At 61.7% G+C, this 15,447-nt stretch carries 12 protein-coding genes and 1 pseudogene; 6 read left to right on the top strand and 7 right to left on the bottom strand.

What is annotated here, in order from left to right:
- The 3 genes from B9A97_RS26075 to B9A97_RS26065 all read right to left on the bottom strand — a co-directional run bounded on the left by B9A97_RS26075 (position 1) and on the right by B9A97_RS26065 (position 4,936).
- A complete protein-coding gene (locus B9A97_RS26075; RefSeq protein WP_143530719.1) occupies positions 1-492 on the bottom strand; it encodes a hypothetical protein in 492 nt (163 codons plus the stop codon).
- Positions 492-2,405, bottom strand: coding sequence for a molecular chaperone DnaK (gene dnaK, locus B9A97_RS26070; RefSeq protein ID WP_084368758.1), 1,914 nt, complete (start codon positions 2,403-2,405; stop codon positions 492-494). Before dnaK ends, B9A97_RS26075 begins: the two co-directional genes overlap by 1 nt.
- A 290-nt stretch (positions 2,406-2,695) precedes the next feature.
- Complete coding sequence (locus B9A97_RS26065) at positions 2,696-4,936, bottom strand: transglycosylase domain-containing protein (protein WP_084368757.1); 2,241 nt, start codon at positions 4,934-4,936, stop codon at positions 2,696-2,698.
- 274 nt (positions 4,937-5,210) lie between these two features.
- Here B9A97_RS26065 and B9A97_RS26060 point away from each other — a divergent pair.
- Positions 5,211-5,450 (top strand): annotated as a pseudogene (locus B9A97_RS26060) (DUF2934 domain-containing protein); the annotation flags it as partial.
- 4 nt (positions 5,451-5,454) lie between these two features.
- Here B9A97_RS26060 and B9A97_RS26055 read toward each other — a convergent pair.
- From B9A97_RS26055 to B9A97_RS26045, 3 genes are all read right to left on the bottom strand, one after another.
- Complete coding sequence (locus B9A97_RS26055) at positions 5,455-5,913, bottom strand: YbaK/EbsC family protein (RefSeq protein ID WP_084368755.1); 459 nt, start codon at positions 5,911-5,913, stop codon at positions 5,455-5,457.
- A 325-nt stretch (positions 5,914-6,238) separates the two neighbouring features.
- Positions 6,239-7,627: a M20/M25/M40 family metallo-hydrolase gene (locus B9A97_RS26050; RefSeq protein ID WP_084368806.1), complete on the bottom strand. Its 1,389-nt coding sequence runs from the start codon at positions 7,625-7,627 to the stop codon at positions 6,239-6,241.
- A gap of 93 nt (positions 7,628-7,720) precedes the next feature.
- Positions 7,721-8,152: a MarR family winged helix-turn-helix transcriptional regulator gene (locus B9A97_RS26045; RefSeq protein WP_084368754.1), complete on the bottom strand. Its 432-nt coding sequence runs from the start codon at positions 8,150-8,152 to the stop codon at positions 7,721-7,723.
- A 511-nt stretch (positions 8,153-8,663) separates the two neighbouring features.
- On the opposite strand from B9A97_RS26045, the gene polA reads away from it, so the two are divergent.
- Complete coding sequence (polA, locus tag B9A97_RS26040) at positions 8,664-11,648, top strand: DNA polymerase I (RefSeq protein ID WP_084368805.1); 2,985 nt, start codon at positions 8,664-8,666, stop codon at positions 11,646-11,648.
- A gap of 17 nt (positions 11,649-11,665) precedes the next feature.
- Here the strand turns inward: polA and pcaQ are convergent, their stop codons facing one another.
- On the bottom strand, positions 11,666-12,592 hold the full coding sequence (pcaQ, locus tag B9A97_RS26035) for a pca operon transcription factor PcaQ (RefSeq protein ID WP_084368753.1): 927 nt from the start codon (positions 12,590-12,592) through the stop codon (positions 11,666-11,668).
- A 91-nt stretch (positions 12,593-12,683) separates the two neighbouring features.
- Between pcaQ and pcaD the strand changes: the two genes are divergently transcribed.
- The 4 genes from pcaD to pcaG are packed head-to-tail and all read left to right on the top strand — an operon-like array spanning position 12,684 to position 15,250.
- On the top strand, positions 12,684-13,472 hold the full coding sequence (gene pcaD / locus B9A97_RS26030; RefSeq protein WP_084368752.1) for a 3-oxoadipate enol-lactonase: 789 nt from the start codon (positions 12,684-12,686) through the stop codon (positions 13,470-13,472).
- An 8-nt stretch (positions 13,473-13,480) separates the two neighbouring features.
- On the top strand, positions 13,481-13,894 hold the full coding sequence (gene pcaC / locus B9A97_RS26025; protein ID WP_084368751.1) for a 4-carboxymuconolactone decarboxylase: 414 nt from the start codon (positions 13,481-13,483) through the stop codon (positions 13,892-13,894).
- A complete protein-coding gene (pcaH, locus tag B9A97_RS26020; protein ID WP_084368750.1) occupies positions 13,891-14,631 on the top strand; it encodes a protocatechuate 3,4-dioxygenase subunit beta in 741 nt (246 codons plus the stop codon). The genes pcaC and pcaH overlap by 4 nt, the downstream gene beginning before the upstream one ends.
- A gap of 1 nt (position 14,632) precedes the next feature.
- On the top strand, positions 14,633-15,250 hold the full coding sequence (gene pcaG / locus B9A97_RS26015; protein WP_084368749.1) for a protocatechuate 3,4-dioxygenase subunit alpha: 618 nt from the start codon (positions 14,633-14,635) through the stop codon (positions 15,248-15,250).
- Positions 15,251-15,447: the final 197 nt, after the last annotated feature.

Genomic DNA, 15,447 nt, shown 5'->3' with positions numbered 1-15,447 from the left:
CTACAAAGCTCTCAGGGCTTTTTCCACGCTGGTGTGGTTACCCGATTTTTGGCCAACATAGCCTTCGCAGGCGATCACGTCAGTCTTGAAATTGCTTGCCGCGGTCCGGGCATCGCCCAGGAGCAGGCGTTTTGCCTCGCCGGTATAAGTGAGGCTACCCGCCGCCGAGACAGCCAGGAAGGCAAGGGAATGGGCCGCCAGTTCGCAGCTGGAAGCCTTTTGCCCGGCTTTCTGCCGCGCCATTGCCCCTTCGATGATGGGGCCGAGCCCATCGGCGACGGCGGCAATCGCCCGTCCGTCCTTCGCAGTCAGCGCCTTGGCCAGCTTCGTTTCCGCGTCAATGACCTTGCGGTACACCTGTTCGGCCTGGCGCATATCCGCTGCCGCTGGAGCAGCCGTAGCCACCCCGCCTAGCGCAAGCACAAGAGAGACCGGCCCGAGGGCCAGTCTCGTTATGACGTGAGTGGCGAAGCGCTGCTTCGGCCTGTTCATCAGGCCGACTTCTTCGCGTCTTCGTCCTTCACTTCTTCATAGTCTGCGTCAACGACGTCGTCCTTGCCGCCTGCGCCTGCTCCGCCTTCGCCGCCTTCAGCCTGCTGGGCTTCGTAGATCGCCTGACCAAGCTTCATGGATACTTCCATCAGCGTCTGGGTCTTGGCCTGGATGTCCTCGGCATTGGGCTCGGAGGCTTCAACCGCGGTCTTCAGGCTGGCAATGGCATCCTCGATCGCCTTGCGGTCGGCCTCGGAAACCTTGTCACCATATTCCTTGACCGACTTCTCGGTCGAGTGAATGAGGCTTTCGGCCTGGTTCTTGGCTTCCACCGCTGCGCGACGCTTCTTGTCTGCCTCGGCATTGGCTTCGGCATCCTTGACCATCTTCTCGATGTCGGCGTCGGAGAGGCCACCGGAGGCCTGGATGCGGATCTGCTGCTCCTTGCCGGTGCCCTTGTCCTTGGCCGAAACCTGCACGATACCGTTAGCGTCGATGTCGAAGGTCACTTCGATCTGCGGAACGCCGCGCGGTGCAGGCGGCAAGCCAACCAGGTCGAACTGGCCGAGCAGCTTGTTGTCCTGTGCCATTTCGCGCTCGCCCTGCGATACGCGGATCGTCACGGCGTTCTGGTTGTCTTCGGCCGTCGAGAAGGTCTGGCTCTTCTTGGTCGGGATCGTCGTGTTGCGGTCGATCAGACGGGTGAAGACGCCACCCAGCGTTTCGATGCCAAGCGACAGCGGGGTCACGTCGAGCAGCAGAACGTCCTTGACGTCGCCCTGCAGAACGCCGGCCTGGATCGCTGCACCCATGGCAACGACTTCATCCGGGTTCACGCCCTTGTGCGGCTCCTTGCCGAACAGCTGCTTGACGATTTCCTGGACCTTCGGCATGCGGCTCATGCCGCCGACGAGAACCACTTCCTCAATGTCGCTGGCGGTCACGCCGGCGTCCTTGAGGGCGGCCTTGCAAGGCGCTACGGTGCGCTGGATCAGGTCGTCGACCAGGCTTTCGAACTTGGCGCGGGTCAGCTTCATCGTCAGATGCTTCGGACCGGTCGCATCTGCCGTGATGAAGGGCAGGTTGATTTCGGTCTGCTGCGAAGACGAGAGCTCGATCTTGGCCTTTTCGGCGGCTTCCTTCAGGCGCTGCAGGGCCAGCTTGTCGCCCTTCAGGTCGATGCCCTGGTCCTTCTTGAACTCGGCTGCGAGATATTCGACGAGACGCATGTCGAAGTCTTCACCGCCGAGGAAGGTGTCGCCGTTGGTCGACTTCACTTCGAAGACGCCATCGCCGATTTCGAGGACCGAGATATCGAAGGTACCACCGCCAAGGTCGTAGACGGCAATGGTCTTGCCTTCCTTCTTGTCCATGCCATAGGCCAGCGCTGCGGCGGTCGGCTCGTTGATGATGCGCAGGACTTCCAGACCCGCGATGCGGCCGGCATCCTTGGTTGCCTGGCGCTGCGCGTCATTGAAGTAGGCGGGAACGGTGATGACGGCCTTTTCGACCTTTTCGCCCAGATAGGCTTCCGCCGTTTCCTTCATCTTCTGGAGAATCATGGCGGAGATCTGTGCGGGGGAGTAGGGCTTGCCCTGGGCTTCGACCCATGCATCGCCATTGTCACCCTTTGCGATCTTGAAGGGAACGAGGCCCTTGTCCTTTTCCACGGTCGGGTCGTCGTAACGGCGACCGATCAGGCGCTTGACGGCGAACAGCGTGTTGGTCGGGTTGGTGACGGCCTGGCGCTTTGCCGGCTGGCCAACGAGGCGCTCGCCATCGTCGGAAAATGCCACCATGGAAGGCGTTGTGCGTGCGCCTTCGGAATTCTCGATGACCTTCGCGTCTTTGCCGTCCATGACGGAAACGCAGGAGTTGGTCGTTCCAAGGTCGATACCGATTACTTTAGCCATGTCATTCTCTCCTTGAAGCAGGCTGTCGGAACCCCAACCGGGCATTTCCCTGACAGCCCCTCGACGTGGATGGTCACTGGTTTACGCAGCCGGGCTGCGTCTATGCGGCGTATATAAGAAGCGGATTTTCCGACTGCAAGGCGGTAAATCCATGCAAAGCGAGTAAAAAGAACGGATTGGGCGCCCGTCTCCCTGGCCATTCTCAGGCGGCAGACGGCCCCGGCTGGCCGTGGAGCTACCACCCCGGCCTTGCGCAGGGCATGCTTGCCTATCCCGGCGCCTCGATCGGCTCAATTGCCCATGATCACATCAAGAAGCGTGGTGCGGTGCGGCGTGGGGACAGGGGCGCTGGAACCCACATCCATGGGCGGAACAGGACCGGTGGACGACGTCACGGGATCGTCGGCCGGGCGGTTCCCCACGGGGGCAGGCGGGGCCGGATAGCTGGTGCGGCCTTTGGTTTCGCCGCTTCCGCCGTTCAACACATTGGAGATCAGCGTCATCAGCGGATCGTCATTGGCCGAATCGGTTGCCGGAGGGGCGGGGAAGGCATCGCCGCCCTTGAGCGGTGTGGGCGAAACACCCTTGAGCGCGGCCGTCATATAGCCATGCCAGGCCTTTGCCGGCAGGCCGCCACCCGTCACCTTCTTCATCGATTGCCCGTCGTCATTGCCGAACCAGACTCCGGTCGCGAGATTGGCGGTGTAGCCAACGAACAGGGCGTCGCGGAACGACTGCGTCGTACCGGTTTTGCCGGCCGCCTGCCATCCGGCAATGCGGGCGTTATGACCGGTGCCATCTGTCAAGACACGGGACAGCATCTGGTTCATGGCGCCCACCACGGTCGGATTGAGCACTCTCGGCGGATTGGCGAAGTCGCCGTCATAGAGAATCTTGCCTTCGGGCGTCTTGATGCGCCGCACCACGTGAGGCGTTGCCTTGTAGCCGCCATTCATGAAGGGCGCATAGGCCGAGGTCAGTTCCAGCAGGGACACTTCCGACGTGCCAAGCGCAATCGACGCATTGGATTGAAGCTCTGATTCGATCCCCAGCCGATGGGCGACCTTGATCACATGGTCCGGCCCGACCTCCATCACCAGCTGCGCCGCAATGGTGTTCAGGGAATTGGCCAGCGCATCGGACAGCGTCACCGGGCCGCGATACTTCTCGTCATAGTTCTCCGGCGTCCATTTGCCGATCCGGATCGGCGCATCGTTGCGCACGGAGCCAGGTGTCGCTCCGTTTTCGAGGGCAGCGGCATAGACGAAGGGCTTGAAGGCCGAGCCCGGCTGCCGCTTGGCCTTGACCGCCCGGTTGAACTGGCTGGTGGCATAATCGCCGCCACCCACCAGGGCGCGGATTGCCCCCGTGCCGTCGATCGACACCAGCGCGGCCTGGGAGGCGTTGAGCTTGCGGCCTTCGCCGGAGAGCACCTCGACCAGCGCGGTTTCCGCCTTTTTCTCCAGGTCGAGATCAATGGTCGTCTCGACGATCAGGTCTGTCTCGATCTTGCCGATCAGCGACTTGACGTCATCCATCACCATGTCGGCCACATATTGGCCGGCACCGGACCAGTAGCTCTTGGCGCGGGTGGGCGGCTGCGACATGGCGGTCTTGATCTCGGCAGCGGAGATGAACCCCTCCTCGCTCATCGCCGTCAGCACCACCTGTGCCCGGTCCTGCGCGGCCTGAGGATCACGCGCCGGCGAGAGCCGCGAGGGTGCCTTGAGCAAACCTGCGAGAAGGGCGGCCTCGCCCAGATTGACCTCGCGCGCCGACTTGTTGAAGTAGCGCCGCGATGCCGCCTCCACGCCATAGGCATTCGAACCGAAATAGACCCGGTTCAAATACATGGCCAGGATTTGGTCTTTGCTGAACTTGTGCTCCAGCCAGAAGGACAGGAGCACCTCCTGCACCTTGCGCTCCAGGGTGCGGTCGGGAGAAAGGAATAGGTTCTTCGCCAGCTGCTGGGTGATGGTCGAGCCGCCCTGCGTGGCATTGCCCTTGGTCACATTGTTGATCAGGGCGCGCGCAAGCCCCAGCGGATCGACGCCGAAATGAGAATAGAAGCGCCTGTCTTCGATGGCGATCACGGCTTCCGGAAGGAAGGGTGACATCTCGTCAAGCGACAGAGCTTCGCCGCCGGTAATCCCCCTGTTGGCGATGATATCGCCTTCCATCGAGACGATGCGCACATTCGGCGGGCGCTCGGGGATCGCCCAGGTGCTGGCATTGGGCATCTGTGCGCCATAGAACAGCACCACGCCGCCCAAGCCGATGCCGACCCAGATGGACAGAACCAGGCTCCAATAAACCAGGGAGCCGATAAAGCTTCGGCCGCTTTTTTTGCGCCCACGCTTGGCCTTGGAGCCAGATTTGCCCATGCTCGCCCCGCCGCCTTTTGCCGAAGTACGCTTGGCCTTTCCGTATCCCGCCACGCGATCGTCGGCATCGAGCCGAAAATCGGAATCGTCCCGCCTTCCGTCGAAGGTGGGCTCGACCCTTTCGCGTGGTCTGGCTCGTGTCGCCATCGCGCTGCTCTCTTGTCCCGTCCGCATTGTCGGGCGCCAGGATGGCACACCGGATTGTCGGTCCTAGAAGGCGCGCAGTCCGCGCCGCTCCGGCTGGCCGGAGCTTCACCTGAACTCTAAATGCGGCGATTTAAGGGGGCGTTAACAAGGGCTTAAGAATTCGTGTAGGCTTTCGCCCATCAGGCCGCGACGCGCACCGCTCTGGAACATTCGCGAGGCCCGCAGGTTGTTTCCCCGAAATCTCGTAACCAGCAAGGAGACTGTCATGGACGAGGCAAGAGAAACGAGAATCCGCGAACGCGCTTATGCGATGTGGCAAGCTGCGGGCTCGCCTGACGGCCAGCACGACACCCATTGGGCAGACGCTGAGCGAGAGATCGGCGGCGATGACGTTCCAAATCTCGACGCGATCCGGGAAGCGGCGCGGCAGCACACCGACGCCTTTCTGGTCAAGTCTGACATGGAAGACGCCGATCAGCGCGAAGCGTCCCCGGGCACGCGCGAACAGCCCTGACGCCTTATTGGCAGACATCGACCCAGGTGGCGCCGGTCAGTTCCGCCATGCGCTGCGGACTGATGCGCACGGCCGAGTTCGTCGCACCGGCGGCCGGCACCACCTCGTCAAAGGCCTTCAGCGACACATCGCAATAGATGGGAAGCGGCGAGGGCAGGCCGAAGGGGCAGACGCCGCCGACCGGATGGCTGGTTAGCGCCACCACCTCGTCGCCGCCCAGCATGCGGGGCTTGGCGCCGAACTGGTCCTTGAATTTCCTGTTGTCCAGCCGTCGCGTTCCCGCCGTGACCACAAGCATCACGGTATCGCCCACCCTCGCGCAGATCGTCTTGGCGATCTGATCGGGCTCCACGCCATGGGCTTCTGCCGCAAGGCTGACCGTCGCCGAAGAGGCTTCGGTTTCAATGACGGTGATGTCTGGCGCTCTCGCGGCGAAGTAGGCTTGGACGGACTGAAGGCTCATGGAAGCACTCTGGGGTTACTGCTGTCGATGTCAGGGTGCACTGCGTCAAACCGGCACAAAAATGGCCGATGAGGCCATTGAATGCACCCGCAGCCACCCCCATATGGTGCACAGGCGATGAAATATCGCAACTCTCGCGCAAGGTTTAACGTTATATTAACCCTTGCGTATGAAGATCGATCCATCAGCTGCACGGGAACTCAGGTTCCAGGTTGCAGCAGTCGATCACTCGGTTCCCCTCTGACCACGGATGTACTGGCAGAGGTGTCGAACCGGGGAGAAAAAGGTCGGGTTTCCCCGGCCTTTTTGTTTTCAAGCCTTAATATCAGCGCGACAGCGCATCCATGATGCGGATCCACGAGCGAATGCCCTTGTGGAACGACATCAGGTCATATTTCTCGTTGGGCGAATGGATGCGGTCATCCGTCAGGCCATAGCCGACGAGCAGCGAGTCCATGCCCAGCATCTTCTGGAAATCGCCGACGATCGGGATCGAGCCGCCCATGCCGATCACGACGGCGGGCTTCGGCCATTCATCCGAGAGGGCATTCTTGGCCTTGGTCAGAACGGGTGAATCGTAGGACAGCTGGATGGCGGGCGAACCGCCATGGGCGTGAAACTCCACGGAGCAATCCGCCGGGATCTTCGATTGGACATAGGCGCGGAAGCTCTCGCGGATCTTGGCGGGATCCTGATCGCCGACCAGCCGGAACGACACCTTGGCGGATGCCTTGGCGGCAATGACCGTCTTGAAGCCTTCGCCCGTATAGCCGCCGATGATGCCGTTGATCTCGGCGGTCGGCCTTGCCCAGGTCAGTTCAAGCACGGAGCGGCCTTTCTCGCCCGAGGGCAAGGAGAGGCCGACTTCGCCCAAAAAGCTCTCTGCCGTGCGGCCAAGCGTGTCCCAGGATGCCTTGATATTGGCGGGTGTTTCTTCCACGCCATCGTAGAAACCCGGCAGGGTGATGCGGCCCGTCTCATCATGCAGCCCGGCCAGGATGCGGGTGAGGATGGTGATCGGATTGGCCGCCGCGCCGCCGAACAGGCCGGAATGCAGGTCCCGGTCGGCAGCGGTCACGACGATCTCCTCGCCGACTAAACCACGCAGGGCGGCCGCGATGGCCGGCGTCTCGCGATCCCACATGCTGGTGTCGCAGACCAGCGCATAGTCGGCCTTCAATTCCGCGGCATTGGCTTCCAGGAAGGGTTTGAGCGATGGCGAGCCGGACTCTTCTTCGCCTTCGAACAGGATCGTTACCTTGATCGGCAGGCCGCCCTTGACCGCCTTGTAGGCGCGGCAGGCCTCCAGGAAGGTCAACAACTGGCCCTTGTCGTCAGAGGTGCCCCGGCCGGTGATCACCTTGCGCCCCGGTGCAAGCTCCTTGATCTTCGGGTCGAAGGGGTCGTCCTCCCAGAGCTCTATCGGATCGACAGGCTGGACGTCGTAGTGACCGTAAAACAGCACATGGGGTGCCTCGGCAGTGGCCGCAGCGTGATGGGCCACGACCATGGGATGACCAGGCGTGTCGCGGACGGAGGCATCAAAGCCGAGGGAGTTGAGCTCACCCACCAGCCACTCGGCCGCCTTTCGGCACTCCGCCTTGTAGGCCGGATCGGTGGAAATCGACTTGATCTTGACGAGGTTGAAAAGCCGCTCGAGGCTTGTATCCAGCGCCTGATCGGCACTGGCGAGTACGGCGGAAATATCTGTCATCTCATAATCCCAGGCTGCACTGATTTGCGCGGACGATAGTTCAAAGCTGTCCGAGATGCGAGGGAGGGGCATGAGAATCTGCTGGCTGAAGCTTCAGAGCTTGCGGGCGTTCTCGATCGCCCAGCGGATATATTCCAGCATCAGTTCCTTTTCGAACCGGCGAAAGCCCTGGAACAGCGACTGGTCGGCCTCTGCGGCGGCGGCCAGCGCTTCGTCCTTCATGGAGCGCGCCTTGTCGGTCAGATAAACCAGTTGCGCCCGCTTGTCCTTGGGATGCGGCTTGCGCTCGATGAGGCCGTCGCGCTCCATCCGGGCCAGCGTATTGGCCATGGTCGCCTGCTCGACGTCGACGCGTTCCAGAAGCTGCTTTTGCGTGAGGCCTTCCTCGGTCCAAAGCTCCAGCAGGATGGGAAACTGGCCGGGAGAAAAGCCAAGCCGCGCCGCGCGCATCTGCAGCGCCCGGGAGAAGCCCCGCGCCAGCTGACTGGCTAGATAAGTCGGCGAATCCGTGCGGTTGAAGCTCATGTTAACTGGATAAGCCGATTTGGCCCCTCGAACAATATTCAACTGCTAGCGATGCAATTTTCAGCCTGCCTTTTTTTGTACGGGGCGGGCGCATTTGGCGGTCGGAAGGGTGCCGCCCAAAAACAGCAAGGCCGCCATGGCCTGGGGGCGGGCCATGACGGCTTGCAATAGCAGAACAAAGGCCCGGAGAGGGGGGATTAGGCCTTTGTCCATGTTTGATGTCGGCGGGGGACGAGCCTTCATCAAACCGCGGCGTGATCAGGCGCCGGTGACTATGAAATGAGCGGCGAAATGTGTTTTTTCAAGGGAAACACGGATTACAAATTCGTAACGTTGCTGTGATAGCGGCCGCTGTGGGCTACAGCGCCGTGCGCCAGGTATGGCGCACAAAGGTTCACTGTAGGACTTTATATCTGCTGCATAATTCACCTTGTATCGATTCCGATTTGAGGAATTATGCAGCAACCAAGTTTAGATGGACGTTCGTGATCGCCCGCGCTATCCATTGCCCATGAAAAAAGGCGATCATCTCTTCCTCGTGGACGGCTCCGGTTTCATCTTCCGTGCCTTCCATGCCATCCCGCCGCTGAACCGCAAGTCCGACGGCCTGCCCGTCAATGCGGTCTCTGGCTTTTGCAACATGTTGTGGAAGCTGTTGCGGGATGCCCGCAATACCGACGTGGGCGTGACGCCGACCCATTTCGCTGTCATCTTCGACTATTCCTCGAAGACGTTCCGCAATGAGCTTTACGACCTCTACAAGGCGAACCGCTCGGCGCCGCCGGAAGATCTTATCCCGCAATTCGGCCTGATCCGCCATGCGACCCGCGCCTTCAACCTGCCCTGCATCGAAACCGAGGGTTTCGAGGCCGACGATATCATCGCAACCTATGCCCGCGCCGCCGAGGCGATCGGCGCGGACGTCACCATCATCTCCTCCGACAAGGACCTGATGCAGCTCGTCACGCCGAATGTGCATATGTACGACGCGATGAAGGACAAGCAGATCGGCATTCCCGATGTCATCGAGAAATGGGGCGTGCCGCCGGAAAAGATGATCGACCTTCAGGCCATGGTCGGCGATTCCGTCGACAATGTGCCCGGCATTCCCGGTATTGGCCCCAAGACCGCAGCCCAGCTGCTGGAAGAATTCGGCGACTTGGAAACACTCCTGGCCCGCGCCGGCGAGATCAAGCAGCAGAAGCGCCGCGAAAACATCATCGCCAATGCGGAACTCGCGCGCATTTCGCGCAAGCTGGTGGAACTGCGCACCGACGTGCCGCTGGACATGGCTCTTGATGCCCTGACGCTGGAGCCGCAGGATGGGCCGAAGCTGATCGCCTTCCTCAAGGCCATGGAATTCACGACCCTGACCCGCCGCGTTGCCGAGGCAACGGGTGCCGATGCCAGCGCCGTCGAGGCGGCGGATGTGCCGGTCGAGCGCGCCGATACCGCCCATGGTCCCGATCTCGATGCTGCCGGGACAGGAGTGCCTGTCGCCAAGGCCGGTGATGTCGCCGTCGTGGCTTCCGAGGCCCAAGAGAAGGGCGGCGATGACGGACTGACGCCGGCGGATCTCGCCAAGGCGCGCGCCGAGGCCTTCGGCAGCCAGCCGATCGATGTTACCTCCTATGCCACGATCCGTGACCTGGAAACGCTGAAGCTCTGGATCACCCTGGCGTCCGAGGCTGGGGTCGTGGCTTTCGATACCGAAACCACCTCCCTGGATCCGATGCAGGCGGAACTGGTGGGCTTCTCGCTGGCGCTGGTAGACAACACCGTGCCGGCCAGCAAGACCAGCATCAAGGCGGCTTATGTGCCCCTGCTGCACAAGACCGGACATGGAGACCTGCTCGGCGGCGGTCTGGCCGAGGGACAGATCCCCCTTGGCGATGCGCTCGCCGAGCTGAAGGGGCTGCTGGAAGACAAATCCGTCCTGAAGATCGCCCAGAACCTGAAATACGACTACCTGCTGATGCTGCGCTACGGCATCACGATCGAAAGCTTCGACGACACCATGCTCATGTCCTATGTGGTGGAAGCCGGCAAGGGCACCCATGGCATGGACAGCCTGTCCGAACGCTGGCTCGGCCACAAGCCGATCGCCTACAAGGACGTCGCCGGCACGGGCAAGTCCTCGGTCACTTTCGATCTCGTCGATATCGACCGGGCGACAGCCTATGCCGCCGAGGATGCCGATGTGACGCTACGGCTTTGGCTGGTGCTGAAGCCGCAATTGGCGGCGAACCGATTGACCACTGTCTATGAACGGCTGGAGCGGCCGCTGGTGCCGGTGCTGGCGCGCATGGAGGAGCGCGGGATCACCGTCGATCGGCAGATCCTGTCGCGCTTGTCAGGCGAGCTTGCCCAGAAGGCAGCCGCCGTCGAGGACGAGGTCTATGGTCTGGCCGGCGAACGCTTCAACATCGGCTCGCCCAAGCAGCTCGGCGACATCCTGTTCGGCAAGATGGGGCTGCCGGGCGGATCGAAAACCAAGACCGGGCAATGGTCCACCTCGGCTTCCGTGCTGGAGGATCTCGCCGCTGAGGGAATGCCGCTGCCGCGCAAGATCGTCGACTGGCGCCAGCTGACCAAGCTCAAATCCACCTATACCGATGCGCTACCGGGCTATGTGCATCCGCAGACCAAGCGGGTCCATACCTCCTATGCGCTGGCCTCGACCACGACAGGCCGTCTGTCCTCGTCAGAGCCGAACCTGCAGAACATCCCGATTCGCACGGCGGAAGGCCGCAAGATCAGGACGGCTTTCATATCTACGCCGGGCCACAAGCTGCTCTCTGCCGACTACAGCCAGATCGAACTGCGCGTGCTCGCCCATGTCGCCGACATTCCGCAGCTTCGCCAGGCCTTTGCCGATGGTATCGACATTCATGCCATGACGGCATCGGAAATGTTCGGCGTACCGGTTGAAGGCATGCCGTCGGAAGTCCGACGCCGGGCCAAGGCGATCAATTTCGGCATCATCTACGGCATTTCGGCCTTCGGCCTCGCCAACCAATTGTCGATTGAGCGGTCGGAAGCCGGGGACTACATCAAGAAATATTTCGAGCGCTTCCCAGGAATCAAGGACTACATGGAGCAGACCAAGGCCTTTGCACGGGACAAGGGCTATGTCGAAACGATCTTCGGCCGCCGGGCGCATTACCCGGAAATCCGCTCCTCCAATCCTTCTGTCAGAGCGTTCAACGAGCGTGCGGCGATCAATGCGCCGATCCAGGGCTCGGCCGCCGATATCATTCGCCGCGCCATGATCCGCGTCGAGCCGGCGCTGGTCGAGGCCGGTCTTGCAGAGCGTGCGCGCATGCTGCTGCAGGTCCATGACGAACTGATCTTCGAAGTCGAGGACGAGGCGATCGAGGCGACACTGCCGCTCGTGGTCCAGGTCATGGAGCATGCCGCCATGCCGGCCATTTTCATGAAGGTACCGCTGAAGGTCGATGCCCGCGCGGCGCACAATTGGGATGAGGCCCACTGACGGCAGGCCCGACGCCGTCAGAAGCGGCCGGAGCGGGCCGCGACTTGGTCGCGGATCACCTGTCGCATCAGCGCAAGCGAAGGGCTTGGCTCCAGGCCGGCCCGGATGGTCAGGCCGACCGCGCCGCGCGTTTCGCTCATGTCGACGGGCAGCGCGACGAAACGTCCCTCCGCAAGGTCGTTCTCCACCACGCCGCGCGAGATGATCCAGGCGGCGTCGTGCCTGGCAATGAAGGCGCGTCCGAACGGGTCCGATACCGTCTCGATGGTGCGCGGCAATTCCGGAATGCCGTGAGTCAGCAACAGCCGGTCCACGAACGGCCGGATGACCGAGCCATGGGGCGGCATCAGGACGGTATAGTCGGCAAGCGCGCTTAGCGTGAAATTGCGACGCGCCACCAGCGGATGATGAAGGCCGACGACGATCGCGACTTCCTCGCTGTAAAGCGGCTCGAAGGTCAGCCCCGCCATGCGCTCAGGCGCCCCCAGGCGCCCCACGACCATGTCCAGGTCTCCGGTCCTCAATCCATCCAGCAACACCTTGTTATCGCCGGAGACGATGGTCACCTGGCTGCCGGTGCCAGCGGCGAGGAACTGCGCGACGACATCGGGCATGAAGGTGGCAGAGGCCGTCGGCAGCGTCCCGATCCGGACCGGCGGCCCCTCCGTGCGCTGCGCGAGCGCCACCGAATCCAGTCCGCGCCGCACGGCCGCCAGGCTTTCCGCCGCATGGCGCAGGAAAATCTCCCCGAGATGGGACAGGCGGATGCCGCGCCCGTCCTTTTCGAAAAGCGGAGCACCCAGGATCTCCTCCAGTTCGCGTAGCGTGCGCGACACCGCGGGCTGGGTGATGGCGAGCGCATCCGCCGCCTTGCCGACACTGCGCTGCCGGGCTACCTCAAGAAAGGTCTGAAGATGTCTGAACTTGACCCTAGAATCCACAATTCATGCCAGTTTGGTTATGGGTTTGGGCATAAATATCATTTTACCGATCAAAATGCATCGAATAACGTCCTGATCAGGAGAGGAAAAACCCATGGCATTCGCTGAAATCAACGGTATCACCGTCCATTACGAACTGATCGGCGAGCCTAACGCCAGGAATCTCCTGGTCTTCTCGAACTCGCTCGGAACCGATTTTCGCATCTGGCTGCCGCTGTTCGATGAGTTGAGCGACGATGTCTCGGTCCTGCTCTATGATAGCCGCGGCCATGGCCTGACAGGTCTGGGCGATGGTCCCTTCACCATGGATGACCTGGTCGATGATCTGATCGGCATCGTCGACTATCTCGAAATCAAGAAGGCAACCTTTGTCGGCCTGTCCGTTGGGGGCCTCATCGTCCAGGGTCTCTGGAAGAAGCGTCCCGAACTGGTGAAGAAGCTCGTGCTCTCCAATACAGCGCCGAAGATCGGCACGGCCGATACCTGGAATGCGCGTATCGAGGCCGTCGAAAAGGGTGGCTTGGCCAGCATTGGCGAAAGCGTCATGCAGCGCTGGTTCACGCCTGATTTCCATGAGGAGCGGCCGGATGAACTGGGCGGCTATCGCCTTATGATGGAGCGGCAGCCGGCTCAGGGTTACATCAGCACCTGCGCCTCCATCCGGGATACGGATTACTCCGATGGCGCCGCCACCATCACCGTGCCGGTGCTGTGCATCGGCGGCGACCAGGATGGTGCCACCCCGCCGGACCTGATCCGTGCAACAGCTGCGGCCATTCCGGGGGCAAAGCTGGAGATCATTGAAGGCTGCGGCCACATTCCCTGCGTCGAGCAGCCGGAAAAGCTGGCCGCACTGCTGCAAACATTCATCAAGAAGGGATAAAAGCCGGCATGGGTGATCAGGAAAAATCCGCACGATACGTTGAAGGCATGGCAACGCGCCGCAGCGTCCTCGGCGAAAGCTATGTGGACCAGGCGCAGAAGAACAAGACGCCGTTCGACGAGCCGTTCCAGGACCTGATCACCGAGGCGGCCTGGGGCCATGTCTGGTCCCGGCCCCACTGGACCAAGCGGGAGCGGTCCATGGTGACGATCGCGCTGCTGGCGGCCCTTGGGCATCACGACGAGGTGGCCATGCATGTCAGGGCCACCGCAAATACCGGCGCGACGAAGGAAGACATCATGGAGGCCATGCTGCATGTGGCCATCTATGCGGGTGTCCCGGCCGCCAACCACGCCATCAAGATCGCCAAGGCTACCCTGCAGCAGATGGAGCAGGAACAGAACGTGGAGGAGACACGATGAAGAATACGATGCCCGAGACGGGCGGCTTCTTTCAGCGCGACCGGGATATGCATCCCGCCGCCTATACCCCCTGGTACAAGACCTCGGTGCTGCGCTCGCCGCAGCGCGCCCTGCTCTCGCTCGACGGCACCAAGAGCGAGATCACCGGCCCGGTCTTCGGCCACAACATGCTGAACGAGTTGGACAACGACCTGATCCTGAACTACGCCAAGCCCGGCGAAATGCCTGTTGGTCCGCGTATCCTGGTGCATGGTCGCGTGCTGGACGAGCGCGGTAAGGGCGTTGATGGCGCTCTAGTGGAGTTCTGGCAGGCCAATGCCGGCGGCCGCTATCGCCACAAGAAGGAAACCTATCTGGCACCGCTCGACCCGAATTTCGGTGGCGTCGGCCGCACCATCACGGATGAAAACGGCTATTACTGGTTCAAGACCATCCAGCCCGGTCCTTATCCCTGGCCGAACGGTGTGAATGACTGGCGCCCGGCCCATATCCACTTCTCGGTCTTCGGCCATGGTTTTGCCCAGCGCCTGATCACCCAGATGTATTTCGAGGGCGATCCGCTGATCTGGATTTGTCCCATCGTCAAGACGATCCCGGACGAGGAGGCGATCAAGCGCCTGATCGCGCCGCTGGACATGAACAACACCATCCCGCACGACATGCGCGCCTACAAGTTCGACATCGTGCTGCGCGGCCGCCGCTCGACATTCTTCGAAAACCGCAAGGAGGGCAACTGACATGGTCCAACCGCTCGGCTATCTCAAGGAATCGGCCTCCCAGACCGCTGGTCCCTACGTCCATATCGGCTGCACGCCGAATTTCTCGGGCATCCATGGCATTTTCGAAACCGATCTCGGTTCCGGCCCGCTCTATAACGACAAGACCAAGGGCGAGCGCATCACGGTCCGCGGCTACGTCTTCGACGGCACCGGAACGGCGCTGAAGGACGCGCTGATTGAGATCTGGCAGGCCGATGCCGATGGTTTCTACCAGAGCCCCTCGGAGACCCGCGGCAAGGCCGATCCCGAATTCTTCGGCTGGGCCCGCTGCCCCGGCGACATGGCGACCGGCGAGTTTGTTTTCGAAACGATCAAGCCCGGCCGCGTGCCCTTCCGCGACGGCCGCCTGATGGCGCCCCACATCACCTTCTGGGTGGTCGCCCGCGGCATCAATATCGGTCTTCAGACCCGCATGTATTTCGGTGACGAAGAAGCGGCTAATGCCGAGGACCCGATCCTGACGCGCATTGAGCACAAGGTTCGCGTGCCCACGCTGATCGCTCAAAGGGAAGGCAAGACCTATACGTTCAACATTCACCTTCAGGGTGAGAACGAGACGGTGTTCTTCGACATCTGAGGTGCGGAAAAGTGCTAGTGGTGTCTTGAAGACAGTGCCGGTTCTTGGGTCCCTGTCGATCGCTGTCGGGCACCCCATTCACGACGTCATGGTCGGGCTTGACCCACTGCTGTCCGGTTTAATTTCCGGTCCATTTGAAGACCAACTGGTTGTGGTTTTTGGGTTTGTCTGGCGGGGGTCTGAGGAGGTGATCGGTG

It is taken from the genome of Rhizobium sp. RU36D (genome assembly GCF_900176345.1).
Lineage (GTDB): Bacteria > Pseudomonadota > Alphaproteobacteria > Rhizobiales > Rhizobiaceae > Allorhizobium.
This window is presented reverse-complemented; position numbering and strand designations above follow the sequence as displayed.

Coding starts and splice junctions, on each gene's coding strand:
- pcaH (WP_084368750.1), top strand. CDS start 13,891: ATGAAGAATACGATGCCCGAGACGGGCGGCTTCTTTCAGCGCGACCGG.
- B9A97_RS26055 (WP_084368755.1), bottom strand. CDS start 5,913: ATGAGCCTTCAGTCCGTCCAAGCCTACTTCGCCGCGAGAGCGCCAGAC.
- B9A97_RS26075 (WP_143530719.1), bottom strand. CDS start 492: ATGAACAGGCCGAAGCAGCGCTTCGCCACTCACGTCATAACGAGACTG.
- B9A97_RS26045 (WP_084368754.1), bottom strand. CDS start 8,152: ATGAGCTTCAACCGCACGGATTCGCCGACTTATCTAGCCAGTCAGCTG.
- pcaD (WP_084368752.1), top strand. CDS start 12,684: ATGGCATTCGCTGAAATCAACGGTATCACCGTCCATTACGAACTGATC.
- dnaK (WP_084368758.1), bottom strand. CDS start 2,405: ATGGCTAAAGTAATCGGTATCGACCTTGGAACGACCAACTCCTGCGTT.
- pcaG (WP_084368749.1), top strand. CDS start 14,633: ATGGTCCAACCGCTCGGCTATCTCAAGGAATCGGCCTCCCAGACCGCT.
- polA (WP_084368805.1), top strand. CDS start 8,664: ATGAAAAAAGGCGATCATCTCTTCCTCGTGGACGGCTCCGGTTTCATC.
- pcaC (WP_084368751.1), top strand. CDS start 13,481: ATGGGTGATCAGGAAAAATCCGCACGATACGTTGAAGGCATGGCAACG.
- B9A97_RS26050 (WP_084368806.1), bottom strand. CDS start 7,627: ATGACAGATATTTCCGCCGTACTCGCCAGTGCCGATCAGGCGCTGGAT.
- B9A97_RS26065 (WP_084368757.1), bottom strand. CDS start 4,936: ATGGCGACACGAGCCAGACCACGCGAAAGGGTCGAGCCCACCTTCGAC.